Origin of the sequence: Sphingomonas radicis, from assembly GCF_051400635.1 — a bacterium.
Classification (GTDB): domain Bacteria; phylum Pseudomonadota; class Alphaproteobacteria; order Sphingomonadales; family Sphingomonadaceae; genus Sphingomonas.
In genome coordinates, this window is record NZ_JBLFFG010000002.1 from 283,813 (window position 1) to 309,099 (window position 25,287).

Consider the following 25,287-nt stretch of genomic DNA (forward strand, 5'->3'; position numbering starts at 1 on the left):
ATAATATTCGTCAACCTGTCGCTATTCGGTACCGACCGGCCGGACGTCGCTCAAATCGATTCCCAGTGTATCAAGGCGCTTGCGCAGCGTATTCCGGTTGATGCCCAGCGCGCGTGCGGCGCGCAGCTGGTTATGGTGGTGCCGGGCGAGCATTGCCTCGATCAGCGGGCGCTCGACTTCGCCGATGATGCGATCGTAGATCGTGCCGTCGTCGAGGGCTTGTGGCTCTTCGATCGCGATGCGTTCGAGCCGGGCGCGCACGGCCGCCTCGATGCCGGCATCGCGAAAGGAAGGTTGTGCCGAGCTCGCCTCGCCCAGCGCGCGGCGGATCGTCTCTGCGTCGAGCCATTCGTCGCGCGAGAGTGCGGCGATGCGGCGCATGAGGTTCTCGAGCTCGCGCACGTTGCCGGGCCAGTCATAGCCCTTGAGAACGGCGATCGCGTCGCCATCCAGCTGCTTGTGCGGCAGGCCGGCCTCGGCAGCCCGGTCGAGGAAATGGCGCGCAAGCAACGGCACGTCCTCGCGCCGCTCGCGCAGCGCCGGCAACGTGACCGGCACGACGTTGAGCCGGTAGAACAGGTCCTCACGGAACTGGCCGGACTGGACGAGTTGGCTCAGGTCCTTGTTGGTCGCGGCCACGATCCGGACATCGGCCTTGATCGTACGCGCGCCACCCACGGTGGTGAACTCGCCGGACTGGAGCACGCGCAGCAGCCGTGTTTGTGCGTCCATCGGCATATCGCCGATCTCGTCGAGGAAGAGCGTGCCGCCTGCGGCCTGCTCGAACTTGCCTGCGACGCGCGCCGCCGCGCCGGTGAACGCGCCGCGCTCATGCCCGAACAGCTCGGCCTCGATCAGCTCGCGCGGGATCGCCGCCATATTGAGCGCCACGAAGGGCGCGCGGCGGCGTGGCCCCAGTTCGTGAATCGCCTTGGCAACCAGCTCCTTGCCCGTACCCGACTCGCCCGAAATCAGCACCGTCAGATCGTTGGAGACGACGCGGGCGATCACGCGATAGACTTCCTGCATCGCCGGCGAGCGGCCGATCAGTGAGGAGCCGCCCGAGGCTTCGGCAATCGGCAGGTCGGCAGGTTCACGGCGCCCGCGCGCCATCGCACCGCGTACTGCATGTGCCAGCACGTCGAGATCGAAAGGCTTGGGCAGATAGTCGAACGCGCCAACTTCGGTGGCGCGCACTGCGGTGGCCAGCGTGTTCTGTGCGGAGAAGACGATCACCGGCAAATGCGGATGATCGGCCGTGAGCGACGCCACCACATCGAGGCCGTTGCCGTCCGGAAGCACCACGTCGGTCACGAGCACGTCGGGGAGGCCGGCGTCGATTGCACGGCGCAGCTCGGCAATGCTCGCGGCCGTCGCGACGCGATGCCCCTCACGCTTGAGCGCGGCCGCGACCACGGTGCGGATCGCAGCGTCGTCGTCGACGATGAGTACTGAGCCGGTCATCCGGCCCTCGGCAGCAGGATGCGGAACACTGTCACTTCAGGCTCGCGCTCGCGGGCATATTGGACGATCCCGCCCATGTCGCGCACCAGCTTCTCGACCAGAGGCAGGCCGAGCCCCTTCCCCTCCGGCTTGCCGGAGACGAAAGGCTCGAACAGATGCTCGGCGATGTCGGCGGGCGCGCCCGGACCATTGTCCATCACGACGATCTCGATCGGCAGCGGTCGCCGCGGCCGCCCGGCGCCGGGGCTCACCGACATGCCGTGGCGATATGCCGTAGCGAGCGTGATCCGCGGCTGCGCGAGTCCTCCCAACGCTTCGGCAGCATTCTTGAGTAGGTTGAGCAGCACCTGGAGAAAGGCATCGGGATCGACCAGCACCGGCGGCAGCGAAGGATCGAACCGCTCTTCGATCACCATTCCGCGCGCAAATCCCGCGAGTGCTACCCGCCGCGCGTGGTCGAGCAGCGGGTAGACGTTGGTGGGGGCAAGCTTGAGCGGACGCGTGTCCGTGAAGTCCTGCATCCGATCGATCAGTGCCGCAATACGATCGACCTCGGTGGTGATGAGCTGCGTCAGCTCGGCATCCTCGCCGCTGCTGCGCAGCAGCTGGGCCGCGCCGCGAATCCCCGACAGAGGGTTCTTAATCTCGTGCGCGAGCATCGCCGCGGCTCCAACCGCAGCGCGCGCGCCCGCGGTGCGGTCGGCGCCCTGGGTCATCCGCCGCGCCTGAGGGGCGTGGTGAAGCGTCACGATCCGCCAGCCCGGACGATCCGCGATCTGGCTTTCGACGAAATCCACTCGGATGCGCGGGCCCCGGACTGCGGCAATCTCGATGTCGAACGCTGCGAAGCCGTGTCCGTCGCGGCGATCGGCATAATCGTCGGGCGGGAGCAGCACTGCATCATAGGGCTGCCCCGTCATCGCCTTTTCGCTGTGGTTGAGCAGCAGCTCGCAGGCGGCATTGGCGTGTGCGATGCGCCCATCGGGGTCGATCACGAGCACGGCGACGGGAAGCGCGGCGAACAGTTCGGCGAAGCTCGGACCCGCAGGCTCTGGTTTGAGGCGCTTCAGGCCGCCGCGCGCGAACGCCATGGCCCGTAGAATTCTGCGAGGAGATCGAGCACGCGGACCGGATCGGCGATCTGGTTCACCTTGTTGCGGAACTCGGCCGAGCCGGTGAGCCCCTTCGTGTACCAGCCGATGTGCTTGCGCATCATATTGACGCCGACCTCATTGCCATAATGCGCGAGAGTATCAACGTAATGTTCCGTAATAAGGCGATATTGTTCGTCGATCGAAGGATCAAGACGCTCGCCCTTGCCGGTGAGCGCGTCCATCACCTGGCGCAGGATCCAGGGCTTGCCATAGGCTCCGCGGCCGATCATCACGCCGTCCGCACCCGATTGGCGCAGCGCCTCGCGCGCGTCTTCCACTGTGCAGATGTCGCCGTTGGCGATCACCGGGATCGATACCGCGTCCTTCACCGTGCGGATGAAGCCCCAGTCCGCCGAGCCCTTGTACATCTGATTGCGGGTGCGGCCGTGGACGGTGATCATCTTCGCGCCGAGATCCTCGGCAATGCGCGCCAGCTCGGGCGCGTTGAGGCTGTCGTGGCACCACCCCATCCGCATCTTGACCGTGACAGGAACGCTGACCGCCTTGACGCAAGCCTCGATCAGCGACGCCGCGAGCTTGAGATCGCGCATCAGCGCCGAGCCGGCGTCGCCGCTGGTCACCTTGCGGACCGGGCAACCCATGTTGATGTCGACGATCGCGGCACCCCGATCTTCGCTGAGCTTGGCTGCCTCCGCCATCTCATGGGGCGTGCAGCCGACGAGCTGCATCGACACCGGGTCCTCGATCGGGTCCCACGCGAATTTCTGGATTGATTGGCGCGTCTCGCGGATCGCCGCCTGGCTCGCGACCATCTCCGTGACGTTGAGCCCCGAGCCGTAGCGGCGCACGACGCGGCGGAACGGCAGGTCCGTCACGCCCGTCATGGGCGCGAGCAGCACCGGCGCTTCGATCCGCACCGGACCGATCTGAATGGGGGCGAGTTCGCTCATGATCTGCCTGAAAAATAGGCATCGGCGCCTAGCCGCACAAGCGCCGATTGGCAAGGCAGGTGTTCCCCGCTAGGTCGCGCGGCCATGGGGCAGCCGAGAACCGCCGCACTGATCGTCGCCGCTGGACAGGGTATCCGCGCCAGCGGGGCCGTGCCCAAGCAGTTCGCGCCGCTTGCAGGCAAGCCGATGATCGCGCACAGCTATGACGTCCTGGCGTCGCACCCGGCAATCGACGAAGTGCTGGTGGTGATCGGTTCAGGCCAAGAGGCGGCGCTGGCAGCAGCCCTGGGCCCTGGGCGGTTCGTGCTCGGCGGAGCGACTCGCCGTGAGAGCGTGCGCAACGGGCTGGAAGCGTTGTCGGGCATAGACCGGGTGCTGATCCATGACGCCGCTCGTCCTTTCCTGTCCTCGACGATCATCGACGCGCTGATCGCAGCACTGGACACGCACGAGGGTGCCCTGCCCGCGCTCCCTGTCGCAGACACGCTGGCACGAGGAGGCGACACGCTGGGCGAGAATGTGCCTCGCGAAGGACTGATGCGCGTACAGACGCCGCAAGCTTTTCACCTTGAGACGCTCCTGATTGCCCACCACGCCTGGCCGGAGAACATGGAGGCGACCGACGACGCCCAGGTGGTACGCGCGCTGGGCCATGCAGTCGCGATCGTCGCTGGAGACCCCATGCTGGAAAAGATCACGCACCCCGCAGATTTCGCCGCCGCCGAGGCGCGGTATGCCGGGAACATGCGTGTGCGAACCGCCCAGGGGTTCGACGTGCATCGCTTCGGGGAGGGCGAGGAACTGTGGCTCGGCGGCATCCCGGTTCCCCATATCAAGCGGTTGTCCGGCCACAGCGATGCCGATGTGGCGCTTCATGCGATCACCGATGCGCTGCTCGGCACGATCGGCGCAGGCGACATCGGCATGCACTTCCCGCCGAGCGATCCGAAATGGCGCGGCGCCGCCTCTGCCCGCTTCCTCGAACATGCCGCGAGCCTCCTAGCAGCTCAGGGCGGAATCATCGACTTCATCGACCTCACGATCATCTGCGAAGCGCCCAAGATCAGTCCGCATCGCGTCGCGATCCGGGCGAGCATCGCCGCAATCCTCGGGCTTCCCGAATCCCGGATCAGCGTGAAGGCCACCACCACCGAGCGGCTGGGGTTCACCGGCCGCGGCGAGGGCATGGCCGCGCAGGCGATCGCGACGGTGCGCGTACCGGACGGCAACGGATGACTCGCATCCCGGAGCACATGATGGCAGAGGCCTGACCCCATGGACACGATTCTCCCGTCCCAGCTGGTCGACGCCGCACGCAAGGTCGTAGAGGCGAACCGCGCGATCGGCCGCCGAATCGCCGTTGCGGAGAGCTGCACCGGCGGCCTCGTCTCGGCCGCGATCACCGAAATCCCAGGCTCTTCGGACGTCTTCGACGCCGGGTTCGTCACCTATTCGAACGAAGCCAAGTCCGGCCTGCTCAAGGTGAGCACCGATGTGCTCGAAACCTTCGGCTCGGTGTCGATCGCCGTCGCCTGGAGCATGGCGCAGGGCGCACTCGCCAAGACCGAGGCGGACGTGACGGTGGCGATCACCGGAATCGCGGGTCCCGAGGGTGGCAGCGAGAAGAAGCCGGTCGGCACTGTGGTGTTCGCGCGCGCCGAGCGCGGCGCGGACCCCCAACACATCGTCGCCGACACACGCCAGCTCGCGGACACCGGCCGCGGCGGCGTTCGGCTTCAGGCGGCGCTGTGTGCGCTCGAGCTACTGATGCCCGGCGAGCCCGTGGCGGAGGAAGCGGTCAGCGAATCGCCGTAGAGCCGTGCGGCGCGCTCCTCGAACGCATTGATCATCTTGCGCAGCGCGCGATCGAACACCTGGCCAGCGAGCATCTCGAACACACGGTTCTTGAACGCGAAATCGACGCAGAAGTCCACCAGGCAGCCGCCCTTCCCGTCCGAACGGAACTTCCAGTCGTTGTTGAGGTGCTTGAGCGGCCCTTCGAGATAATCGACGCGGATGTGCCCCGGCCGCTGCTTCTCGACGCGCGACGTGAAGGTCTCGCGCAGTCCCTTGAACCCTACGATCATGTCCGCGACCATCTGGGTGTCGCTGTTAGACCGCACCCGGATCGCAGTCACCCAGGGCAGGAACTCGGGATAGCGCGCCACATCCGCCACCAGATCGAACATCTGCTCGGGCGTGTACGGTAGCGCCCGCGTTTCGGAATGCTTGGGCATCACGCCGTAGCCGTCGCCTTTGCCAGCTTGGCTTCGCGCGCTTCGCGCATCTTCTGAAAGTCGTCGCCGGCGTGGTAGCTCGAACGGGTGAGTGGCGAGGACGCGACCAGCAGGAAGCCCTTGGCGCGCGCGATCGCACCATAAGCCTGGAAGGCCTGGGGCGTGACGAACTCGGCTACCTTGGCGTGCTTGGGCGTCGGCTGGAGATACTGGCCCATGGTGAGGAAGTCGATGTCGGCCGAGCGCATGTCGTCCATCACCTGGTGCACCTCGAGCCGCTCCTCGCCGAGCCCGAGCATGATGCCCGACTTGGTGAAGATCGACGGATCGAGCTTCTTCACGGTCTCGAGCAGGCGGATCGACGCATAGTAGCGCGCCCCGGGACGGATCGTCGGGTAGAGCCGGGGGACGGTCTCGAGATTGTGGTTGTAGACGTCCGGCCGCGCCGCGACGATCATCTCGATCGCGGCCTCGTGCTTGTTGCGGAAATCAGGCGTCAGGATCTCGATCGTAGTGGTCGGGTTGGTGCGGCGGATCGCCTCGATCACCTTCACGAACTGCTTCGCGCCGCCATCGGGCAGGTCGTCGCGGTCGACCGAGGTAACGACGATGTGCTCCAGCCCCATCTGCGCACAGGCGTCGGCGACGTTCTGCGGCTCCATCGGGTCCACCGCGCGCGGCATCCCCGTCTTGACGTTGCAGAAGGCGCAGGCGCGCGTGCAGGTATCGCCCAGGATCATCACCGTCGCATGCTTCTTGGTCCAGCATTCGCCGATGTTGGGGCACGCGGCCTCCTCGCACACGGTGACGAGGTTCTTGGAACGCATCAGCGCACGCGTCTTCGCGAACCCTTCCGAAGTCGGCGCCTTGACGCGGATCCAGTCCGGCTTGCGGACGCGTTCGGGGCGGGGAAGCGGTGCCATCTCGTTCATGCAGCGCCAGATAGCGATCCGGCACTCGCGGCACAACAACCCGCGCGGCACTCGAGATTGCAGCGAACGAACGCAGTCGGGGGTTCGCAAATGCCACGGAAACAGTATGGAGCCGTCATGACCGAATTCAGCGACCTCCTCACCGGCTATCATCGCTTCCGCAGCAGCGGCTATCAGCACCAGCGCGAGCGCTGGACCGCGCTTTCCGAAGGCCAAGCGCCCAAGGTGATGGTGATTGCCTGTTCGGACAGCCGAGTCGATCCGGCGCAGATATTCGATACCTTGCCCGGCGAGATCTTCGTCGTGCGCAACATCGCCAATCTCGTCCCTCCCTTCGAACTCGGCGGAGGGCGCCACGGGGTGTCCGCCGCGCTCGAATTCGCTGTGACACAGCTCGAAGTGCCAGAGATCGTGGTGCTGGGCCATGGCGCCTGCGGCGGCGTCCATGCCGCACTCACGCGCCGTTTCCAGGGCAAGGCGCCCGGAGAGGGCGGGTTCATCGCCCACTGGGTCGACATGCTCGACGAAGCACGCGACCGCATCGTCGCCGAACATGGTGAGGGGGCCGAGGCAGTTCACGCGCTGGAGCTGGAAACGGTGCGCGTTTCGATCGCCAACCTGCGTACCTTCCCTTGCATCCCCGAACGTGAGGCGGCGGGAAAGCTCACCATCCACGGCGCCTATTTCGCGATCAGCGACGGCGTGCTCCACGTGATGGACGATAGCGGCAAGTTCGCCCCGGCCTTAGAGCCAAGTAGCCTATAGCTCGAGGGCCTTCTTCGCCACCTTCGCCACTTCAGGATCGAGCTCGGGCGGGTCTATCGGCACCTTGGCTTCCAGCGCATCTGCAATCGCTGTCAGCGCGGCGATGCGCGCCGACTTCTTGTTGTTACCGTCGATCACGATCCAGGGCGCGTGTTTCGTATCGGTACGTGCGAACATCTCGTGCATCGCGTCGAGATAGTCCGCGCGGCGGGCGCGGTTGCGGAAATCGTCCAGGCCTGTCTTCCAGCGCTTCCAAGGCTGTTCCAGCCGGTCGCGGAGCCGTTCGTCCTGCGTCTCCTGCGTCACATGAATGAACAGCTTGATCAGCGTCGCGCCATATTCGATGTGCTGCGCCTCGAAGGCGTTGATCTCGTCATAGCCGCGCTTCCATTCGTCCCTGGAGGCGTAGCCCTCAACGCGCTCGACGAGCACGCGGCCGTACCAGCTGCGATCGAACACCGCGATATTGTGCTGTGCGGGCAGCCGCCGCCAGAAGCGCCAGAGGAAGTGGTGGGCGCTTTCCTCGGGGGTAGGGGCCGCGATCGGCCATACCTCGAAATAGCGCGGGTCCCAATCCGCGGTCAGCCGCTTGATGATACCGCCCTTCCCCGCCGCGTCCCAGCCTTCGAACACGATGATCGCCCGCCGCTTGTGGATGATGTGTGCGGTCTGGATATGGCTCAGCCGCTTCTGCAGCTTTGCGAGCGCCTCGTCATAATCTCCATCGAACGGCTCGCCACTCTCATAATCCGAAAGGTCGATCGCCATGCGGGCCTCCTTCAGCGGGAAGATGCAATCAACCCGCTGCCGACCCGATTGGCAAGCGGCAGCCCGGCCTCCGCATCGGCGATGCTCCGCAGCGTGGTACGCGCGATCGCCTCCAGCGCCTCTTCGGTGAGGAATGCCTGGTGGCCGGTGATGAGGACGTTGGGAAAGGTCAGCAGCCGCTGGAAGACATCGTCGGAGATGATCTCGCTCGACAGGTCCTCGAAGAACAGGTCCGCCTCCTGTTCGTAGACGTCGAGCGCGACGGCAGCGACCTTGCGGCACTTCAGCCCCTCGATCAGCGCGGCCGTGTCGATCAGTGCACCGCGGCTGGTATTGACGACCGTCAGGCCGTCGCGCGCCGCCGTGATCGCTGCGGCATCGATCAGATGACGCGTCTCCGGCGTCAGCGGGCAATGGAGCGTGACGATCTCCGCCTCGGCGAGCAGCACCGCCCGCTCGACATAGCGGACGCCGATCCCCACGAGTTCCGGATCCGGAGTGAGGTCGTGCGCAAGCACCTCGCAGCCGAAGCCGAGCCTGAGCGCCCGCGCGACCAACGCGCCGATCTTGCCGGTACCGACCACACCTACGGTCCGACCGTGGAGATTGCGCCCGATCAGGCCATCGAGCGCGAAATTATTGTCGCGTACACGTGCCCAGGCGCGCGGGATCTGTCGCTCGACCGCAAGCAGCAGCCCGATCGTGAACTCGGCAACAGCATGCGGCGAATAGGTAGGCACGCGCACGACATCGATCCCCAGCCGTTCGGCCGCGGCAAGATCGACATTGTTGAACCCGGCGCACCGCAGCGCCACGACATGGGTACCGCCCTCGGCAAGCGTCTCCAGGACTTCCGAGTCTACGCGGTCGTTCACGAAGACGCACGCGGCGCCATACCCTGCCGCCAGCGGCGCCGTGGAAGTATCGAGGCGGGATTCGAAGAACTGAAGGTCGTGGCCGAACGCCTGGTTGGCGGCGCCGAGAAAGCGGCGATCATAGCCCTTGGTGCCGAACACGGCCACGCGCATACGCCTTCTCCGCAAGCTTGTTCCGCAATCGGATAGCGCGCCACCGGCGCCGCGTCAGCAGGCCACGACGTTCACTGCCAACCCGCCTTGCGCGGTTTCCTTGTATTTGGAGCGCATGTCCTCGCCGGTCTGGCGCATCGTCTCGATCACCGCGTCGAGGCTGACGATGTGGCTCCCGTCGCCGTGCATCGCCAGATAGGCGGCGTTGATCGCCTTGATCGCGCCCATCGTGTTGCGCTCGATGCAGGGGATCTGGACGAGTCCGCCGATCGGATCGCAGGTGAGCCCCAGATTGTGCTCCATGCCGATCTCGGCAGCATTTTCGATCTGGGCGTTGGTCGCGCCCAGCGCCGCCGCGAGCCCTGCGGCCGCCATCGAGCAGGCGACGCCCACCTCTCCCTGGCACCCCATCTCTGCAGCCGAGATCGACGCGCGCTTCTTGTAGAGGAAGCCGATCGCCGCCGCCGTGAGCAGGAAAGTGCGCGCGCCTGCTGGCGTGGGTGCGGCGCAGAAGGTCTCATAATAGCGCAGCACTGCGGGAATCACGCCTGCGGCCCCATTAGTGGGCGCTGTGACGACACGCCCGCCAGCGGCATTCTCCTCGTTCACGGCGAGTGCCCACAGGCTCACCCAGTCGAATACCAGCGAGGGATCGCTGCGCGGCCCGCGGGCTACCAGTCTGGTGTGGAGATCGCGCGCACGACGCTTGACCTTGAGCCCGCCGGGCAACTCCCCCTCGCCCCGGCAGCCGCGATCGATGCAGGCCGACATTGCCGCACGAAGCGAATCGAGAAAGGCGTCGGTCTCGGCGTCGTCGCGCCACGCGGATTCGTTGGCTCGAACGATGTCGGCGATCGACGCCCCCTGCCCCTCGGCGACGGCCAGCAGCTCGGCGGCGGAAGTGAAGGCGAAAGGCAGTTTGATATTGGTCTGCGGCGGCTCGCAGCTACCCTGAACCACGGCACCCCCGCCGATCGAATAGTAGAAGGTCTCCCAAGGCTCACCTTCCGCATAATGCGCGACGAAGCGCATCCCGTTGGGGTGCGAGGGCAGGAACTTGCCTTCATGGAAGATCAGGTTGCGGCCTTCGGCGAAAGGCACGGGCACCTGCCCGCCCAGCGCGAGCTGCTCTTCGGCGCGGATCGTCGCCACGATCGTCGACACGGCGTCAGGATCGACCGTTTCGGGCCGATGTCCAGTGAGGCCCAGCATCACCGCGGTATCGGTGGCATGGCCGCGTCCGGTCAGCGCGAGCGATCCGAACAACTCGCACGAAACCGCGGTCGGCACGCCACGGTCCAGCGCCGCCTCGGCGAAGGCGTGGGCTGCGCGCATCGGGCCCACCGTGTGCGAGCTCGACGGGCCGATGCCGATCGTGAACAGGTCGGCCAGTCCGATCGTAGCCTCCGCCCGGGCGCGGACTCGGGCGTTCGTATCGTCCAGCATCGTCTCTCCTGCCGCGGTTTCGCCGGTGCTGCTTTCCCTATTCGGCGGGAATCACACCCGGCGCCAGCCGGATATGGAGTTCCTTGAGCTGCTTGTCAGTCACCACCGACGGAGCACCCATCATCAGGTCTTCGGCCTTCTGCGTCATCGGGAAGGTGATGACCTCGCGGATATTGGGTTCGTCTGCCAGCAGCATCACGATACGGTCCACGCCCGGCGCCGAGCCCCCGTGCGGCGGCGCACCGAACTTGAAGGCATTGATCATGCCCGCGAAATTAGTGTCCACGTCCTGCTGCGTATAGCCGGCGATCTCGAACGCCTTGTACATGATCTCGGGCTTATGATTGCGGATCGCGCCCGACGACAGCTCGATGCCGTTGCAGACGATGTCGTACTGGTACGCAAGGATGTCGAGCGGGTCCTTGGTCTCCAGCGCCTCGAGCTCGCCCTGCGGCATGCTGAACGGATTGTGGCTGAAGTCGACCTTCTTCGCGTCCTCGTCATATTCGAACATCGGGAAATCGACGATCCAGCAGAATTCGAAGCGCTTCTTGTCGATCAGGTCGAGTTGCTCGGCCGCGCGAGTGCGCGCCAGGCCCGCCAGCTTGGCCGCCTGCGTTTCCTTGCCCGCGGCGAAGAAGATGCCGTCGTTGGGGCCAAGGCCCATCGCCTCCGCGATCGCCTTCATGCCCTCCTGCCCATGGTTGTTGGCGATCGGCCCGCCGAACACGCCATCCTTCTGGGTAGCATAGCCCAGGCCCGGGAAGCCCTCGGACTGCGCCCAGCTGTTCATGTCGTCGAAGAACTTGCGGCTCTTCTCGTGCGTGTTCGGCGCCGGAATCGCGCGGACGACGTCGCCACCCTCGACGATCGAGGCGAAGCGGCCGAAGCCCGAACCCTTGAAGAAGTCACTTACGTCAGTGATCAGCAGCGGATTGCGCAGGTCCGGCTTATCGTTGCCGTATTTGAGCATAGATTCCTTGTAGGGAATGCGCTTGAACGGCAACGCCGAGACGGAGCGCCCCATGCCTTCCCAGTCGGCGAACTCCTCGAACACGCCGTGCAGCACGGGCTCGATCGCTGCAAAAACATCGTCTTGCGTGACGAAGCTCATCTCAAAATCGAGCTGATAGAACTCGCCGGGGCTACGGTCTGCGCGTGCATCCTCGTCGCGGAAGCAAGGCGCGATCTGGAAATAGCGGTCGAAACCCGCGACCATCAGCAGCTGCTTGAACATCTGCGGCGCCTGCGGGAGCGCGTAGAACTTGCCGGGGTGCACGCGGCTCGGGACCAGATAATCTCGCGCGCCCTCGGGGCTGCTCGCGGTGAGGATCGGCGTCTGGAACTCGGTGAAGCCCTGATCGATCATCCGGCGGCGCAGCGAGGCGATCACCTGCGAACGCAGCATGATGTTCTTGTGGACCTTCTCGCGGCGCAGATCGAGAAAGCGGTAGCGCAGGCGGATGTCCTCGGGATATTCCTGATCGCCGAACACCGGCATCGGTAGTTCCTGGGCGTGGCTCTGGACCGTGACTTCTGCGGCGCGGACCTCGATCTCGCCGGTCGGCAGGTTCGGGTTCACCACGCTCGCGTCACGCGCGATCACCTTGCCGGTGACGGTGATCACCGCCTCGTTGCGCAGCGACTCGATCACCTGAAAGGCCGGGCCACTAACGTCGGTGACGATCTGCGTGATGCCGTAATGGTCCCGCAGGTCGATGAAGACCAGATCGCCATGGTCACGCTTGCGATGCACCCAGCCCGAGAGGCGGACTTCCTGACCGACATCTCCGGCGCGGAGCTCGGCGCAATTGTGCGTGCGATAGGCGTGCATGGGTTTCACTTTTTTGGTGAGTTTCAACAGACGCGTGCGCTTTCCCCTCACGCACTCTTTTGTCAACCCGAAGACAGGTATATGGCCCCCCGATGCACATCCATGGTCTGATCGAGGACAGCGCCGCCCTCGCCAATCTCTGCACTCGCCTCGCGCAATCCGACTTCGTCACGGTCGACACAGAATTCATGCGCGAGAACAGCTACTGGCCCGAGCTCTGCCTGATCCAGGTGGCGAACCAGGAGGAAGCCGCGGCGATCGACCCGATGGCCCCCGGCCTCGACCTCACGCCACTGCTCGAGCTGCTGGTCAACAATGAGGACGTGCTCAAGGTTTTCCACGCCGGCGGGCAGGATATCGAGATCGTCTACAATCTCACTGGGAAGACCCCTCACCCGCTGTTCGATACGCAGGTCGCGGCCATGGCGCTCGGCCAGGGCGAGCAGATCGGCTATTCCAACCTCGTCGACACCTATCTGGGCATCACCGTCGACAAGGGCGCGCGCTTCACCGACTGGAGCCGACGCCCGCTCGACAAGCGCCAGATCGATTACGCCATCTGCGACGTCACCTATCTCTCGCAGATATTCCCCAGAATGCTCGACAAGCTGATCAAGACCGGTCGCGGCGCCTGGCTCGATGAGGAAATGGAGCGGCTCGCCAACCCTGCCAACTACGTCAACGATCCCGATCTGGCCTGGCAGCGCGTGCGTGTGTCGAGCCGCAAGGCCGAGGTGCTTGGGCGCCTCAAGGCGCTCGCCCGTTGGCGCGAGCTCGAAGCGCAGGGCAAGGACCTGCCCCGCGGCCGCATCGTCAAGGACGAGACGCTGGCCGACCTGGCGGGCAACCCGCCGCGCAAGCAGGCGGACCTCGCGCGCGTGCGCGGGCTCTCTGCGGCCTGGGGCGGAAACGACATCGGTGCGCGGATGATGGCGGCGCTCGAGGCGGCGACGCCGATGTCGGCCGCCGAGATGCCCCCGCGCGACGAGCGCAAGCCCGGGCTCGGCAAGGACGGCGCGCTCGTCGCCGATCTGCTCAAGCTGCTGCTGAAGATCCGCGCCAAAGAGATCAACGTCGCGGCACGCCTGCTCGCGCGTTCGGAAGATCTGGAAGCCCTCGCCGCCGGCCAGCGCGATCGGCTGTCGATCCTTCAGGGTTGGCGCTTCGAGCAGTTCGGCAAGGATGCGCTGGCGCTGGTCGAGGGTCAGCTGGGGTTCACGGTTCGGGGCGGAAAGCTTAAGATGACTCGCACGGAGGAGCCGTCATGATCCGTATCGCCTTGCCGCTGATTGTCCTTGCCGCCGCTGGATGCCAGGAGGAACGCCCCGAACCTGCACCCCCCGCGCTGTCGGGTTCGTGCAAGAGCGAAGGCCTCGATTCGCTGATCGGAAAGACCCGCAGCGCAGAAAGCGAAGCCGAGGCGAAGCGGCTTTCGGGCGCGAAGACCTTCCGCTGGATCTCGCCCGGCATGGCAGTGACGATGGATTATCGCACCGATCGGCTGAATCTGGATCTCGATGCCCAGGGCAAGATCACGCGCGCACACTGCGGCTGAGCGGGCTCAGCCGTCCAGCACGGGCTCTCTGTCGAACGCGGCGGCAAGAGCCTTGTGGCGCTTCTCGACCGGTTCGCCATAGAGCGGCTCGTCGCGTTCCTCGATCACCAGCGTCACCGCATCTTCTTCCAGTACCAGCCGCGAGCGCTTGAGCGGCGCCGCCACACCGCCGCTCAGCCGCTGTCCCAGCCGGATCGCGAGCCCCCATCGCCGGGCGCGCTCGAGTGCCGCGGGATCGGCGAGCCTGGCAAGCGGATCGGGACACCCAACCCCACCGCCAAGCGCCGTGTAAAGCGCCTGGGCGAGCACGGCACGCCCAGCGGCGTCGATAGCCACCCAATTGCCATGAAGCGCAATCTCCATGCCTCGCTCGGCGCGGAACTCGGGATTTGCCCGCCAGCCCACATCCGCGAGCAGACAGGCCGCGTGCCGCAGCCGCGCAAGCTCGGCCGACTCGCCGGCGAAAAGCGGCGCGATCCACGCTTCCAGCAGATCGCCGTGCTCGGCGAAGCGCCCCAGCCGCTCACCCTCATCGCGTGCGGCGACGATCAGCGGATCCTCGCGGCGCTGCTTGGCGGTCAACCGTTGGAAAAGCAGCCCTTCCCGCAATCCATAGGCCGAAACCACTGCCCCGTTGCTGCCAAGGTGCTTGGCGACGCTGGCCAGTAGCGCAGTCGCATCGGGCAGCGTGGCAACGCGCGCGCTCGATACGTCGGGTATCGCCTTGAGCGCGCTGCGTGGCATCGTGTTCACCAGCTCGCGAAGCTCCGCGATCCGGGAGAGCGAGAGCGGATATTGGTGGACCACCGGCAGCGGATAGTCCGACTGGTGCATGTCGAGCCGGGCGAGCGCGCGCCACGACCCGCCCACCAGATAGAATGGCAGGTCCTTGCCTCGTCCCTTCCAGCCCGCCTCGTCGAGCAGCTTGCCGACGCGGCGATCCAGTGCGCCCTTCCCTTCCGCCCGGATCGCACCGATCCGCAGCACGCCCAGGGGAAAGGAAATGCGATCGGTGACGGTGCCCGCCACCACGCGCACCAGCTCCAGACTCCCGCCGCCGAGGTCGCCCACTATGCCATCGGCGTCCGGGATCCCGGAGAGCACGCCCATCCCGGCGGCCATAGCCTCTTCCTCGCCCGACAGCAGCTCGACCTCCAGTCCGAGTGCCGCCGCTGCTTCTATCAGCTTGTTGCCGTTCGAAGCATCACGCACCGCCGCGGTGGCTACCGTGCGCAATTCGCTCACCTGCATCTCTCGCGCCAGCAGCGCGAAGCGCGCCAGAGCGGCCCGGGCAGCAGCCAATGCACTCGGGTCAATCGCCCCGGTCTCGTTGAGCGCGCGGCCGAGGCCGGGCATCACCTTCTCGTTGAACAGGATCGCGGGAAGCCGCGCCGAGCCTTCGTAGACGACGAGGCGGACCGAGTTCGAACCGATGTCGATGATCGCGATGCGCGGCCGTGTCGGCGCGCCGGCGGTACGCGGCGCGCGTTCGAGCAGGGTCGCCATTTTCTCAGTCCTCCTTCTTGGGAGAACGCCGCCGCTTGAGCGACAGTTTCGGCACCGGCTTGCGCGCGTCGAGCGCGGCTCCCCGGCCCGACAGCGACGGATTGGTCATGAAGTAGCGATGAAGATTGAAGGACCGATCGCCGGGCTCGACGCGCACGTAGCGGCCATCGGGCTGAAGCAGCCAGCTCTGCTCGTTGTCGAGCAGGTTCGCGACCATCACCTGGTCCAGCACCTGATCGTGCACCGTCTTGTTAAGGATCGGCAGCATGAACTCGACGCGCCGATCAAAGTTGCGCGGCATCCAGTCCGCCGACGAGATGAACAGGCGCGCCCCGTCGCTGGGCAGGCCCTTGCCGTTGCCGAAAGCCCAGATGCGGCTGTGCTCGAGGAAACGCCCCACGATCGACTTGACCCGGATGTTCTCGCTCATCCCCGGCACACCCGGGCGCAGGCAGCAGATGCCGCGTATCACGAGGTCGATTTCGACCCCTGCCGTGCTCGCTTCATAGAGCTTCTCGATGATCGCCGGATCGACGATCGAATTCATCTTCGCCCAAACGGCTCCGGGGTGCCCCGCCCGTACATGGGCGATTTCGGCATCGATCATCTCCATCAGCTGTCTGCGAAGATCGCGCGGGCTGATGGCGAGGCATTCGAGACCGGCGGGTTCCACATAGCCCGTCACATAGTTGAAGATCTGAGTGGCATCGCGCCCGATTCGCGGGTCGGCGGTGAAGAAGCTGAGATCGGTGTAGATGCGGGCCGTGATCGGGTGGTAGTTGCCCGTCCCGAAATGACAGTAGGTGCGGTAGGCATTGCTCTCGCGCCGCACGACCATCGAGACCTTGGCGTGGGTCTTCCAGTCGATGAAGCCATAGACGACCTGGACGCCCGCACGCTCCAGCGCAGTAGCCCAATAGAGGTTCTGCTCCTCGTCGAAACGCGCCTTGAGCTCGACCACTGCGGTCACCGACTTGCCCGCCTCGGCCGCTGCAATCAGCGCATTGATAATGGCCGGCTGCTTGCCGGCGCGATAGAGCGTCTGCTTGATCGCCACCACGTCAGGGTCGGACGCCGCCTGCTGAAGGAAGGAGATGACGACGTCGAACGTCTCATACGGGTGATGGACGACGATGTCCTTGGCCCGGATCGCGGCGAAGCAATCGCCGCCATATTCGCGGATCCGCTCGGGAAAGCGCGCCGAGAAGGGCTGAAACTTGAGGTCGGGCCGGTCTTCGTCGACGAGCATCGCCAGATCGCCCACGCCCAGGAATCCACCGGTTTCGGTGAGCAGTGCTTCGCTGCCGCCCAACTCTTCCTTGAGCACCGCTTCGAGCGCAGGAGTGATCGATTCCTCCATTTCGAGGCGGATGACGCGCCCCCGCCGCCGCCGCTTGATCGCCGAACGGAAGGTGAGGACCAGATCCTCGGCCTCTTCCTCGATTTCGATATCGCTGTCGCGCAGCACGCGGAAAGCGGCGGACCCGCGCATTTCGTACCCGGGGAAGAGCAGGTTGGAGAAGTGCTTGAGCACCGTCTCCACCGCGACATAGCGGGCGGGCTTGCCTGGAAGCCGCACGAAGCGCGGCATCGTGGTGGGCAGCAGCACCAGCTCGCGGATCGGCGTGTGATCCGATTTGCGGACCAAGTCGAAGATCACGCTCGATCCCTGATTCGGAATGAACGGGAACGGATGCGCCGGATCGAGCGCCTGCGGCGTCAGGATCGGGAATATCTGCTCGCGGAAATGACTCTCCAGCCATTGCTCGGCCTCCCCCTCGATCGCGTCGGCGCCGAGCACATGGATATCCGCTTCGGCAAGCTCGGCGCGGATCGCGATCCACAGGCTCTGCTGCCCGTCTGCGAGCACCGCGGCCTCCTCCGAAATCGCCACGAGCTGCTGGCCGGGTGTCATCCCGTCCGCCGAACGCGCTTCGACCCGCTGGAGCTGCTGCCCCATCAGTCCGGCGACACGGACCATGAAGAATTCGTCGAAATTGGTGCCCGAGATCGAAAGGAAACGCAGCCGTTCGAGCAAGGGGTGCGCAGGGTTTGCCGCCTCCTCCATCACGCGGCGGTTGAAGGCGAGCCACGAAAGCTCGCGATTGAAGAAACGTTGCGCGGGTTCCTGCAATTGCGGCTCGATGGGCTGCTCGCTGCTGTTGGCTCGCTTGGTCATCGCACCCCGTCTTCGTCATTGTCGTTGATCAGGCCCGCTGCCGCCAAAGTGGACCGTACCACTGGGATCGACAATCGCGCGCCGGCATCGGGCTCGAGCGCGTCGGCGACCCGCAGGATCGCGACATGGCTGCGCTCGATCCGCTTCGCAATCCACGCGATCACATCGGGCTTCGCATGGAGTAGATGTTTGGCGAAGGCACGCTCGATCAGCTGTGGGATCAGCGCGTCGTCCGGAGGAAGGATCTCGAGCAGCGGCGAGGCGGCAAGGCGAGAGCGCAGGTCCGGCAGCCGCACATCCCATTGCGGCGGAGGCGCATCCGCCACGATCAGCAGCGGATGCCGCTCCTGCTGCGCACGGTTCCAGGCGTGAAAAATGTCAGGTTCGCGCACGCGCTCAGCATCGTCGATGATCGTGCCGCCGCTCTTGGCGGCGAAGATCCGCGCAAGCAGGCTGCGGCCCGACTTGCGCGGCCCCACGAGCAGCGCCGCCATCACTGGCCAGGTCGCCCAATGTTCCAGCTGGCGCACGGCACGCGCATTCGAATCGCTCACCAGAAATTCGGTCTCGCTCGCCTCGGGGAGTCCGAGCGGCAGACGAAGCTGGCTCATTGGGCTGCGGGGGCTTCCGCAGGCTGGGCGGCGGGAGTCGCGCCGCCGCGACGGATGCGCAGCACGCCGGGCCCTTCCTGCACCTGCCAGCCGCGCGCCTCCAGCGCAGCGCGGAGCGCGGGGATCGGTCCGTCATAGGAGACTCGCATGACCGAGATGCCGCCTAGCGCCAGGCTGGTCGTGGTCGCCGCCCGAACTCCCGGCACGCCACGGACCGATGCTTCGGAAGCAGTCAGAGCCGCCGCGCTCGGAGTCTCGATCTGTACCGTGTAGCTGGCGACCGCTGCCGAGGTTGCGTCGGGGATCGGGGTTGCAGCTGCGGCCGCCGCGGCGGCTGCCTCGGCCGCCCTCTCCGCCTCCGTCTTCGGCCTCGGCGGACGCATGGCGAGCAGCCGATCGGTGTTGAGCTGGCCGGTAGCCAGCGCATTCTGGAATGCCCGGTCGATCCGCTGGATTCCTGCGTCGAGCAGCGCGTCCAGCCCGTCGCCGTTGTCGACTCGCAGTGCGAAGCTCGTCACCGGCCGCCGGTCGGGCCCGTGGCTGCCCGAGAAGATTCCGACAATTGGGCCGCCGGGATAGTCTCGGCGGAGTTGCACTTCGGCGACAAGTACGTCGTTCGCGCCATATTGATCGAGCACGGTGCGCCACCAGTTGCGGCCGCGGCGCAGGATCTGGCCGGCGTTGACCAGCAGTGCGTCCGGACCGGTTCCGCGCAGCCGGACATAGTCGATCGTGCTGCCACCGCTGCGGAAGCGATTCCAGGCGCGCGCCCAGGCAGTCTCGCGCTCGAACACGCGCCCCACCCCGCCCGAGAATTCGAGCGGCACCAGCAGCATCGGCGGCGACTGGCTGACCGCAGTGGAGACGCCGAGGATCGATCCCGCCCTGACGCGATCGAACAGCACGCCGAGTCGCGCGACATAGCGCGTAGGGCCGATCTGCTCGCGTTCGACCACGATGCCGGTGACGAGCGAATCGAGCACCGAATCGGAGAGGCCGGACTTCTTGCCGGTGAGTCGCTGCGACAGCACCTCCCAGCCCTTGCGCTGCGCGATGCGCCAGCCGCCCTGACGCGCGGCATCGGCATTCTTGCCCTTCACATCGACTTCGACTCCGGAGATCTCGAAGCTTCCGGAAGGGTCGATCGGCACGGCGCTTCCGCCCGCGCTGCCCGATCCCTGCGCCATGACCATGCCTGCCGCGCCTGCAATCAGGAGCGCGCTGGTCAGCCCGGCGGTGAGGAAAATGCGTTTGCGGTGCATGCGGGCGCTCTTTTGGCGAAGCGGGCGTGGAAATCCAAGCGCGATCTGGCTAGGCGCACATCATGAGCGAACCCGAAGCCTATACTTACGCCCAGGCAGGCGTATCGATCGCAGCCGGAAACGCGCTGGTGCGCGCCATCGGCCCCCTCGCCAAATCGACTCGTCGTCCGGGCGCCGATGCCGATCTCGGCGGGTTCGGCGGGCTGTTCGATCTCAAGGCGGCGGGGTTCACCGATCCGCTGCTCGTCGCCGCCAACGACGGCGTCGGCACCAAGCTCAAGCTCGCGATCGAGCATGACGCGCACGACGGCGTCGGCGTCGATCTCGTCGCGATGTGCGCCAACGACCTGATCGTCCAGGGCGCCGAGCCGCTCTTCTTCCTCGACTATTACGCCAGCGGAAAGCTCGACAACAGCGTCGCCGAGCGCGTGATCGCTTCGATCGCCGAGGGTTGCCGCCAGGCCGGCTGCGCACTGATCGGCGGCGAGACCGCCGAGATGCCAGGCATGTACGCCGACGGCGACTATGATCTCGCCGGCTTCTGCGTGGGGGCGGTCGAGCGCGACAGACTGCTCGACGGGCGCGCGATCCGCCCGGACGACATATTGCTCGGCCTCGCCTCCACCGGCGTCCATTCCAACGGCTTCTCGCTCGTCCGCCGACTCGCCGCCGACAAGGGCTGGAAGCTCGACCGCCCGGCGCTGTTCGATCAGGATCGTCTCCTGATCGACGCGCTGATGACGCCGACGCGCATCTATGTGCGCAGCCTGTTGCCGCAGGTGCGCAAGGGCAGCATCCGCGGCCTCGCCCACATCACCGGCGGCGGCCTGCTCGAGAACATCCCGCGCGTGCTGCCCGAGGGCTGCCACGCCAAGGTCGATGCCGGTGCCTGGCCGCTGCCGCGGCTGATGGCCTTCCTGCAGGCGCAGGGGAACATCGAGCCCGAGGAAATGGCGCGCACGTTCAACTGCGGCGTCGGCATGGTCGCAGTGGTCGCGCCCGACCAGGCCGACGCAGTCGCGGCCGAGCTGGCGGAGGCCGGCGAAACCGTGTTCCGCATCGGCACGATCGAGGAAGGCACGCGCGGCTGCACCGTCTCCGGCGCTGCCGAAGTATGGAGCGCCCGTTCGGACTGGAGCGCGACGCATAATGGGTGAGGCTCTTGCGCTCCCCCTCCCGCTTGCGGGAGGGGGCCAGGGGGTGGACGCCCGACCTCTACGAGCGATCGGCGCCAGGATAGCGGGCGCCCACCCCCTTCCCCCTCCCGTAAGCGGGAGGGGGAAGAAGTGAAGAAGCGTCTCGGCATCCTCATCTCCGGCCGCGGATCGAACATGGCGGCACTGGTCGAAGCCTCGCGCGCGCCCGACTGCCCCTATGAGGTGGTGCTCGTCGCGAGCGACAAGCCCGAGGCCGCCGGTCTCGCCTGGGCCGCAGAGCAGGGCGTCCCCACCTTTGCGCAGAGCCCGAAGGGGATGCCCAAGGCCGAATATGAAGCGAAGATCGATTCCGCGCTGCGCGAAGCAGGCGCCGAGGCGATTGCGCTCGCCGGCTACATGCGCCTGCTCTCGGACGACTTCGTCGCGCGCTGGCGCGGCCGGATCCTCAACATCCACCCTTCGCTGCTCCCCCGATACAAGGGGCTCGATACGCATGCTCGCGCCATCGAAGCCGGCGACAGCCACGGCGGCGCATCGGTGCACATCGTCACCGAGGAGCTCGACGGTGGCGAGGTGCTCGGACAGGCCGAAGTCCCGATCTTGCCGGACGACACGCCTCAAAGCCTTGCCGAACGCGTGCTGAAGGAGGAACATCGGCTCTATCCACGGGTAGTAGCCGAGTTCCTATGCCGCTGAGTCCCGATCCCGATCCTGCCCTCGAACAGGTCCGCGCGCTTGCGCTGGCCTTGCCCGAGACCGAGGAGCGCATCAGCCACGGCCAGGCGACCTTCTTCGCCGCAGGCAAGATGTTCGCCCAGTTCCGCCACGATCATCATGGCGACGGGCAAACCATCGTTGCGGTTAAGACCGCCGACGCCGAGGAGGCCCGGATGCTGATCGAGGCGGCGCCGGACAACTATTCGCGCGTCGCCTATTTCCGCGCCGAATGGGTGGGTCTAGCGATCGGCACGCCGGATACCGACTGGGAACATGTCGGCGATCGGATCGCGCGCAGCTGGGAGCTCGCCGCACCGCGCCGCCTGCTCGAGGCCGGCGGCCGCTGAGGTCTGAAGTCCGCCCACCAAATTCTCCCTTCGCGGGGATATTTCCTGCCTTTGCCGGGTTGGAAATCCCAAGCTCCGCGCAGGGCCCTGCCATGATGCACTCTGCGCTAAAGGGAGAGCGCGATGCAGACCAGGATTTCGTCCGTAGCGCCGCAGCTGAGCGGCGGGGTCGCCACGGCGGAACAGGGAATGGTGATGCTCGACGGGCCGGACGGCGTCGCCATCTCAATGTCGCCGGAGGCAGCCGAGGCTACCGCCCGCAGCCTTCTCGTCGCCGCGGAGGAAGCGGCGAACCAGCGCGGCGCCGAGGCGCATCCGAGCTGACCCCCTTGCCCTTCCCCCACCCGCCCCGCGATAAGGGCGGGCAATGATCAAGGTCGCGAGCTACAATATGCGCAAGTCGATCGGCACCGATCGACGGCGGCGGCCCGAACGCACACTGCAAGTGCTCTGCGAGATCGACGCGGACGTGGTCGCCCTCCAGGAAGCGGATCGGCGCTTCGGCACGCGGGAGGCGGTGCTGACCGCCCATCTCCTCGGCGAGCACGGCGACTGGAAAGCGATACCGTTCGGAATGCGCGCGCGCTCGATGGGCTGGCACGGCAATGCGATGCTCGTGCGCAGGGACGCACAGATCCTTGGCTGCGAGGTGATCCACCTGCCCGCGCTAGAGCCCCGCGGCGCAGTGATGGCCGACATACGGGTGCGCGGCCAGATGCTGCGCATCGTCGGCATGCACCTCGATCTGTCGGGACTCTGGCGCCGTCGCCAGGCGCACGCGATCATCGCACATCTCGATTCGAGCGCAGAGCAGTTTCCCACCGTGCTGATGGGCGACCTAAACGAATGGAGCGCGCAGAGCGGCTGTCTGCGCGATTTCGCCCAGCATTTCGACTTTGCCGAAACCGGCAAGAGCTTCCACGCCCGCCGCCCGATGGCGCGGCTCGACCGGATCATGGCCACCCGCGACTTAAAGATCGCCGAAGCAGGCGTGCACGAGAGCCTGAGCGCGCGCACGGCATCGGATCACCTGCCCGTCTGGGCGACGGTCCAGCACGCCGGATGAGCGAAATCCGCGACAAGGAGCTGCGTCTCGCGCTGGTCTGCTACGGCGGGATCAGCCTAGCCATCTACATGCATGGCATCAGCAAGGAGATCTGGCGCCTCGCACGGGCGAGCTGCGCCGCTCGCGAGGGAGATCCTGCCGACGGCGTCTATCGCGAGCTTCTGGACGAAATTCGCGAGACCACCGGAATCAACGTGCGCGTGCTGGTGGACATCCTCTCCGGTGCGAGCGCAGGCGGGATCAACGCCATCTATCTCGCCCAGGCGATCAGCACCGGACAATCGCTCGACCCGCTCACGGAACTCTGGCTGCGGCATGGGGACGTAAAGGCGCTGCTCGATCCGCATCAAGCGCCCGCCCACCGTTTCCAGAAAATCTGGGCGACACCGATCGCCTGGGTCTTCGCCAACCGCAGCAAGACGATCGACCAGACGGTGGAGGCAGGCGCACGCGAGGAAGTGCGCCTCAAGCTCGAGCATTTCGTGCGTTCACGTTGGTTCGAGCCGCCGTTCGGCGGAAAGCGGCTGCTGCACACGCTGATCGATGCCTTCGATGCGATGGCGGAGGGACCGAGCTATCGGCGCCTGCTGCCGCCCGATCAGCCGCTGGACCTGTTCGTCACCGTCACCGATTTCCGCGGCCATGCGCAGACGCTGCGGCTCAATTCGCCCCCGCAGGTGAGCGAGACCGAGCACCGGCTGGTCTTCTCCTTCACCGATCACGGCAACGAGGAAGGGCTCGGCCATGCCGCCGGCCTCGCCTTCGCCGCGCGCGCGACATCGAGCTTTCCGGGCGCCTTTCCACCCTGCACCGTCGAGGAGCTCGACACTACGCTTGCCGAGCGCAAGCTGGACTGGCCCGGCCGTGACGCCTTCCTAGAACACATTCTCCCCGAGCAATGGGCCGGAAACCGCGCCGAGAAGGCGGTGCTGATCGACGGATCGGTCCTCGCCAACGCCCCCTTCCGGCCGGCGATGGAAGCACTGCGCGAGCGTCCGGCGCGACGCCAGGTCGATCGGCGCTTCGTGTTCATCGACCCCCAGCCGGGCCACCGCTTCGATTTCTATGGCAAGCCGCAGGAAAAGCCTGGCTTTTTCCAGACGATCATCGGCGCGCTGTCGGAGCTTCCGCGCCACCAGCCGATCCGCGACAATCTGGAAGCCATTGCCCGGCGATCGGACAAGATCGAGCGCATGCTTGCGATCGTCGCCGAGATCCGCGCCGAGGTGGAAACGCAGGTCGAGGCGCTGTTTGGCTATACGCTGTGGCTCGATTATCCGACGCCGAAGCGGCTCGCCGCATGGCGCCGCCGCGCCCAGGTAGTCGCGGCCGCCAAGGCAGGCTACGGCCATACCGCTTATGGCCTGCTCAAGGTCGACGGGACGATCGATCGCATCGCTCGGATGTTCTACGGGATCGGCGACCGTCACAGTCCCGAGCGGCTCCGGGAGATACGCGAAGCCGTGGCCCATGCCGTGCAGGCACGCGGCGCGGACCGGTTCGGCGCCACGCTGTCCCACGGCGCCACGCCGCAGACGCTCGACTTCCTGCGAACCCACGACCTGGGATTCCGCATCCGCCGCCTGCGGCTGCTCGCCCGGCGCCTCACCGAAATCGACCTGCCGAGCTCGCACGGCGAACTCATGCCGATGCGCGAAGCCATCTACGAATCGCTGGCCCCCTATCTCGAGCTCCAGCGATCGGACACCTTCGCCGATCTGCGCGAGGCGGTGCGCGCAATGACGGACGACGCCGGACCGCTGCTCGACCAGCTCGGCGAGCGCATGGGGCTGCGCGCGCTGGACGCAGCGACCGATGCGCGCCTCTCCGACGGCTTCAGCGCCTTGTCGAAGGAGCTGCGGCGTCCGATGCTGCTCGCGCATCTTGGTTTTCCATTCTTCGACATTGCCACCCTGCCGCTGCTCCAGGGTGAGGGGCTCGACGAGTTCGATCCAATCCGGGTCGACCGCATCGCCCCCGACGACGCCTCCGCGATCCGCTCGGGGGGCGCCAAGGAGACGCTCAAGGGCATTCAGTTCAACAGCTTCGGTGCCTTCTTCAGCCGCGCCTATCGCGAGAACGACTATCTCTGGGGCCGCCTCCACGGCGCGGACCGGCTGATCGATATCGTTCTTTCGACGCTCCCGCTCGAAGTGCGGCTGAGCGACGAACGCGTCGCCGCCATCAAGCGCCGCGCCTTCCATGCGATCCTCGACGAGGAGGAGCCCCGGCTCAAGGCAGTTCCCGGCCTGTTCAGGGAGCTGCGCGCGGAGATCGGCGAGCGCTGACCCGGCCATTGCGGTTCATGGGCCTGGACCCTAGAGTCGCTCGCGTCACGAACGGCCGGA

At 66.3% G+C, this 25,287-nt stretch carries 24 protein-coding genes; 11 read left to right on the forward strand and 13 right to left on the reverse strand.

Features of this window, described 5'->3' with window-relative positions:
• Positions 1-21: 21 nt before the first annotated feature.
• Genes ntrC through dusB form a run of 3 tightly spaced genes read right to left on the reverse strand, consistent with a single transcriptional unit; the run spans position 22 to position 3,529 of the window.
• Positions 22-1,464, reverse strand: a complete 1,443-nt coding sequence (gene ntrC / locus ACMGDH_RS08265) for a nitrogen regulation protein NR(I) (RefSeq protein ID WP_436827468.1) — start codon at positions 1,462-1,464, stop codon at positions 22-24.
• A complete protein-coding gene (locus ACMGDH_RS08270; protein WP_436827469.1) occupies positions 1,461-2,555 on the reverse strand; it encodes a two-component system sensor histidine kinase NtrB in 1,095 nt (364 codons plus the stop codon). Before ACMGDH_RS08270 ends, ntrC begins: the two co-directional genes overlap by 4 nt.
• Entirely contained in the window at positions 2,531-3,529 is a 999-nt protein-coding gene (dusB, locus tag ACMGDH_RS08275; protein WP_436827470.1) for a tRNA dihydrouridine synthase DusB, read from the reverse strand. The genes ACMGDH_RS08270 and dusB overlap by 25 nt, the downstream gene beginning before the upstream one ends.
• 84 nt (positions 3,530-3,613) lie before the next feature.
• Between dusB and ACMGDH_RS08280 the strand changes: the two genes are divergently transcribed.
• Both ACMGDH_RS08280 and ACMGDH_RS08285 read left to right on the forward strand, forming a co-directional pair.
• Entirely contained in the window at positions 3,614-4,765 is a 1,152-nt protein-coding gene (locus ACMGDH_RS08280; protein WP_436827471.1) for a bifunctional 2-C-methyl-D-erythritol 4-phosphate cytidylyltransferase/2-C-methyl-D-erythritol 2,4-cyclodiphosphate synthase, read from the forward strand.
• Between the two features lie 39 nt (positions 4,766-4,804).
• A complete protein-coding gene (locus ACMGDH_RS08285; protein WP_436827472.1) occupies positions 4,805-5,344 on the forward strand; it encodes a CinA family protein in 540 nt (179 codons plus the stop codon).
• On the opposite strand, the gene ACMGDH_RS08290 is transcribed toward ACMGDH_RS08285, so the two are convergent.
• Positions 5,266-5,766: a type II toxin-antitoxin system RatA family toxin gene (locus tag ACMGDH_RS08290; protein ID WP_436827473.1), complete on the reverse strand. Its 501-nt coding sequence runs from the start codon at positions 5,764-5,766 to the stop codon at positions 5,266-5,268. The two genes, ACMGDH_RS08285 and ACMGDH_RS08290, sit on opposite strands and share 79 nt — an antisense overlap.
• Positions 5,766-6,698 carry a lipoyl synthase gene (gene lipA, locus ACMGDH_RS08295; protein ID WP_436827474.1) on the reverse strand — a complete coding sequence of 311 codons (933 nt, stop codon included), beginning with the start codon at positions 6,696-6,698 and terminating at the stop codon, positions 5,766-5,768. The genes ACMGDH_RS08290 and lipA overlap by 1 nt, the downstream gene beginning before the upstream one ends.
• 117 nt (positions 6,699-6,815) lie before the next feature.
• Here lipA and ACMGDH_RS08300 point away from each other — a divergent pair, with 117 nt between their 5' ends.
• Positions 6,816-7,463: a carbonic anhydrase gene (locus ACMGDH_RS08300; protein WP_436827475.1), complete on the forward strand. Its 648-nt coding sequence runs from the start codon at positions 6,816-6,818 to the stop codon at positions 7,461-7,463.
• Here the strand turns inward: ACMGDH_RS08300 and ACMGDH_RS08305 are convergent.
• Genes ACMGDH_RS08305 through aspS form a run of 4 tightly spaced genes read right to left on the reverse strand, consistent with a single transcriptional unit; the run spans position 7,458 to position 12,539 of the window.
• Positions 7,458-8,231 (reverse strand): polyphosphate kinase 2 family protein, encoded by a 774-nt coding sequence (locus ACMGDH_RS08305; protein WP_436827476.1) that lies wholly within the window; start codon positions 8,229-8,231, stop codon positions 7,458-7,460. The genes ACMGDH_RS08300 and ACMGDH_RS08305 overlap by 6 nt on opposite strands.
• 11 nt (positions 8,232-8,242) lie before the next feature.
• Complete coding sequence (locus ACMGDH_RS08310) at positions 8,243-9,259, reverse strand: 2-hydroxyacid dehydrogenase (protein WP_436827477.1); 1,017 nt, start codon at positions 9,257-9,259, stop codon at positions 8,243-8,245.
• Between the two features lie 54 nt (positions 9,260-9,313).
• Positions 9,314-10,705: an L-serine ammonia-lyase gene (locus ACMGDH_RS08315; RefSeq protein WP_436827478.1), complete on the reverse strand. Its 1,392-nt coding sequence runs from the start codon at positions 10,703-10,705 to the stop codon at positions 9,314-9,316.
• Between the two features lie 37 nt (positions 10,706-10,742).
• A complete protein-coding gene (gene aspS / locus ACMGDH_RS08320; protein WP_436827479.1) occupies positions 10,743-12,539 on the reverse strand; it encodes an aspartate--tRNA ligase in 1,797 nt (598 codons plus the stop codon).
• A 92-nt stretch (positions 12,540-12,631) separates the two neighbouring features.
• On the opposite strand from aspS, the gene rnd reads away from it, so the two are divergent.
• Together rnd and ACMGDH_RS08330 are read left to right on the forward strand one after the other, a co-directional pair.
• Entirely contained in the window at positions 12,632-13,807 is a 1,176-nt protein-coding gene (gene rnd, locus ACMGDH_RS08325) for a ribonuclease D (RefSeq protein WP_436827480.1), read from the forward strand.
• Positions 13,804-14,094 (forward strand): I78 family peptidase inhibitor, encoded by a 291-nt coding sequence (locus ACMGDH_RS08330; protein WP_436827481.1) that lies wholly within the window; start codon positions 13,804-13,806, stop codon positions 14,092-14,094. Before rnd ends, ACMGDH_RS08330 begins: the two co-directional genes overlap by 4 nt.
• Positions 14,095-14,100: 6 nt before the next feature.
• Here ACMGDH_RS08330 and ACMGDH_RS08335 read toward each other — a convergent pair whose 3' ends face one another.
• From ACMGDH_RS08335 to ACMGDH_RS08350, 4 genes are read right to left on the reverse strand one after another with little or no spacing between them, the layout of a single operon-like run.
• Positions 14,101-15,600, reverse strand: a complete 1,500-nt coding sequence (locus ACMGDH_RS08335; protein ID WP_436827482.1) for a Ppx/GppA phosphatase family protein — start codon at positions 15,598-15,600, stop codon at positions 14,101-14,103.
• A 4-nt stretch (positions 15,601-15,604) separates the two neighbouring features.
• Positions 15,605-17,779 (reverse strand): RNA degradosome polyphosphate kinase, encoded by a 2,175-nt coding sequence (locus ACMGDH_RS08340; protein WP_436827483.1) that lies wholly within the window; start codon positions 17,777-17,779, stop codon positions 15,605-15,607.
• On the reverse strand, positions 17,776-18,390 hold the full coding sequence (locus ACMGDH_RS08345) for a P-loop NTPase family protein (RefSeq protein WP_436827484.1): 615 nt from the start codon (positions 18,388-18,390) through the stop codon (positions 17,776-17,778). The genes ACMGDH_RS08340 and ACMGDH_RS08345 overlap by 4 nt, the downstream gene beginning before the upstream one ends.
• Positions 18,387-19,652 carry a heavy-metal-associated domain-containing protein gene (locus tag ACMGDH_RS08350; RefSeq protein ID WP_436827485.1) on the reverse strand — a complete coding sequence of 422 codons (1,266 nt, stop codon included), beginning with the start codon at positions 19,650-19,652 and terminating at the stop codon, positions 18,387-18,389. Before ACMGDH_RS08350 ends, ACMGDH_RS08345 begins: the two co-directional genes overlap by 4 nt.
• A 62-nt stretch (positions 19,653-19,714) precedes the next feature.
• Between ACMGDH_RS08350 and purM the strand changes: the two genes are divergently transcribed.
• The 6 genes from purM (at position 19,715) to ACMGDH_RS08380 (ending at position 25,227) form a co-directional block, all read left to right on the forward strand.
• Positions 19,715-20,809, forward strand: a complete 1,095-nt coding sequence (gene purM / locus ACMGDH_RS08355; RefSeq protein WP_436827486.1) for a phosphoribosylformylglycinamidine cyclo-ligase — start codon at positions 19,715-19,717, stop codon at positions 20,807-20,809.
• Between the two features lie 174 nt (positions 20,810-20,983).
• Positions 20,984-21,505, forward strand: a complete 522-nt coding sequence (purN, locus tag ACMGDH_RS08360; protein WP_436828223.1) for a phosphoribosylglycinamide formyltransferase — start codon at positions 20,984-20,986, stop codon at positions 21,503-21,505.
• The gene (locus ACMGDH_RS08365; RefSeq protein ID WP_436827487.1) at positions 21,496-21,873 is read left to right on the forward strand and encodes an MmcQ/YjbR family DNA-binding protein; all 378 of its coding nucleotides are present in this window, start codon (positions 21,496-21,498) and stop codon (positions 21,871-21,873) included. Before purN ends, ACMGDH_RS08365 begins: the two co-directional genes overlap by 10 nt.
• A gap of 123 nt (positions 21,874-21,996) precedes the next feature.
• Complete coding sequence (locus tag ACMGDH_RS08370; RefSeq protein ID WP_436827488.1) at positions 21,997-22,197, forward strand: hypothetical protein; 201 nt, start codon at positions 21,997-21,999, stop codon at positions 22,195-22,197.
• Between the two features lie 43 nt (positions 22,198-22,240).
• Positions 22,241-22,939, forward strand: a complete 699-nt coding sequence (locus ACMGDH_RS08375) for an endonuclease/exonuclease/phosphatase family protein (protein ID WP_436827489.1) — start codon at positions 22,241-22,243, stop codon at positions 22,937-22,939.
• Positions 22,936-25,227 carry a patatin-like protein gene (locus tag ACMGDH_RS08380; RefSeq protein WP_436827490.1) on the forward strand — a complete coding sequence of 764 codons (2,292 nt, stop codon included), beginning with the start codon at positions 22,936-22,938 and terminating at the stop codon, positions 25,225-25,227. Before ACMGDH_RS08375 ends, ACMGDH_RS08380 begins: the two co-directional genes overlap by 4 nt.
• Positions 25,228-25,287 lie beyond the last annotated feature (60 nt).

Bases quoted from the DNA above. Each gene is read 5' to 3' on its own strand.
- dusB (WP_436827470.1), bottom strand. From the start codon at position 3,529: ATGAGCGAACTCGCCCCCATTCAGATCGGTCCGGTGCGGATCGAAGCG.
- purN (WP_436828223.1), top strand. From the start codon at position 20,984: ATGGCGGCACTGGTCGAAGCCTCGCGCGCGCCCGACTGCCCCTATGAG.
- ntrC (WP_436827468.1), bottom strand. From the start codon at position 1,464: ATGACCGGCTCAGTACTCATCGTCGACGACGACGCTGCGATCCGCACC.
- aspS (WP_436827479.1), bottom strand. From the start codon at position 12,539: ATGCACGCCTATCGCACGCACAATTGCGCCGAGCTCCGCGCCGGAGAT.
- ACMGDH_RS08285 (WP_436827472.1), top strand. From the start codon at position 4,805: ATGGACACGATTCTCCCGTCCCAGCTGGTCGACGCCGCACGCAAGGTC.
- ACMGDH_RS08380 (WP_436827490.1), top strand. From the start codon at position 22,936: ATGAGCGAAATCCGCGACAAGGAGCTGCGTCTCGCGCTGGTCTGCTAC.
- ACMGDH_RS08365 (WP_436827487.1), top strand. From the start codon at position 21,496: ATGCCGCTGAGTCCCGATCCCGATCCTGCCCTCGAACAGGTCCGCGCG.
- ACMGDH_RS08290 (WP_436827473.1), bottom strand. From the start codon at position 5,766: ATGCCCAAGCATTCCGAAACGCGGGCGCTACCGTACACGCCCGAGCAG.
- ACMGDH_RS08305 (WP_436827476.1), bottom strand. From the start codon at position 8,231: ATGGCGATCGACCTTTCGGATTATGAGAGTGGCGAGCCGTTCGATGGA.
- lipA (WP_436827474.1), bottom strand. From the start codon at position 6,698: ATGAACGAGATGGCACCGCTTCCCCGCCCCGAACGCGTCCGCAAGCCG.
- ACMGDH_RS08350 (WP_436827485.1), bottom strand. From the start codon at position 19,652: ATGCACCGCAAACGCATTTTCCTCACCGCCGGGCTGACCAGCGCGCTC.
- ACMGDH_RS08335 (WP_436827482.1), bottom strand. From the start codon at position 15,600: ATGGCGACCCTGCTCGAACGCGCGCCGCGTACCGCCGGCGCGCCGACA.
- ACMGDH_RS08340 (WP_436827483.1), bottom strand. From the start codon at position 17,779: ATGACCAAGCGAGCCAACAGCAGCGAGCAGCCCATCGAGCCGCAATTG.
- ACMGDH_RS08315 (WP_436827478.1), bottom strand. From the start codon at position 10,705: ATGCTGGACGATACGAACGCCCGAGTCCGCGCCCGGGCGGAGGCTACG.
- ACMGDH_RS08300 (WP_436827475.1), top strand. From the start codon at position 6,816: ATGACCGAATTCAGCGACCTCCTCACCGGCTATCATCGCTTCCGCAGC.
- rnd (WP_436827480.1), top strand. From the start codon at position 12,632: ATGCACATCCATGGTCTGATCGAGGACAGCGCCGCCCTCGCCAATCTC.
- ACMGDH_RS08330 (WP_436827481.1), top strand. From the start codon at position 13,804: ATGATCCGTATCGCCTTGCCGCTGATTGTCCTTGCCGCCGCTGGATGC.
- ACMGDH_RS08310 (WP_436827477.1), bottom strand. From the start codon at position 9,259: ATGCGCGTGGCCGTGTTCGGCACCAAGGGCTATGATCGCCGCTTTCTC.
- ACMGDH_RS08375 (WP_436827489.1), top strand. From the start codon at position 22,241: ATGATCAAGGTCGCGAGCTACAATATGCGCAAGTCGATCGGCACCGAT.
- ACMGDH_RS08280 (WP_436827471.1), top strand. From the start codon at position 3,614: ATGGGGCAGCCGAGAACCGCCGCACTGATCGTCGCCGCTGGACAGGGT.
- ACMGDH_RS08370 (WP_436827488.1), top strand. From the start codon at position 21,997: ATGCAGACCAGGATTTCGTCCGTAGCGCCGCAGCTGAGCGGCGGGGTC.
- ACMGDH_RS08345 (WP_436827484.1), bottom strand. From the start codon at position 18,390: ATGAGCCAGCTTCGTCTGCCGCTCGGACTCCCCGAGGCGAGCGAGACC.
- ACMGDH_RS08270 (WP_436827469.1), bottom strand. From the start codon at position 2,555: ATGGCGTTCGCGCGCGGCGGCCTGAAGCGCCTCAAACCAGAGCCTGCG.
- purM (WP_436827486.1), top strand. From the start codon at position 19,715: ATGAGCGAACCCGAAGCCTATACTTACGCCCAGGCAGGCGTATCGATC.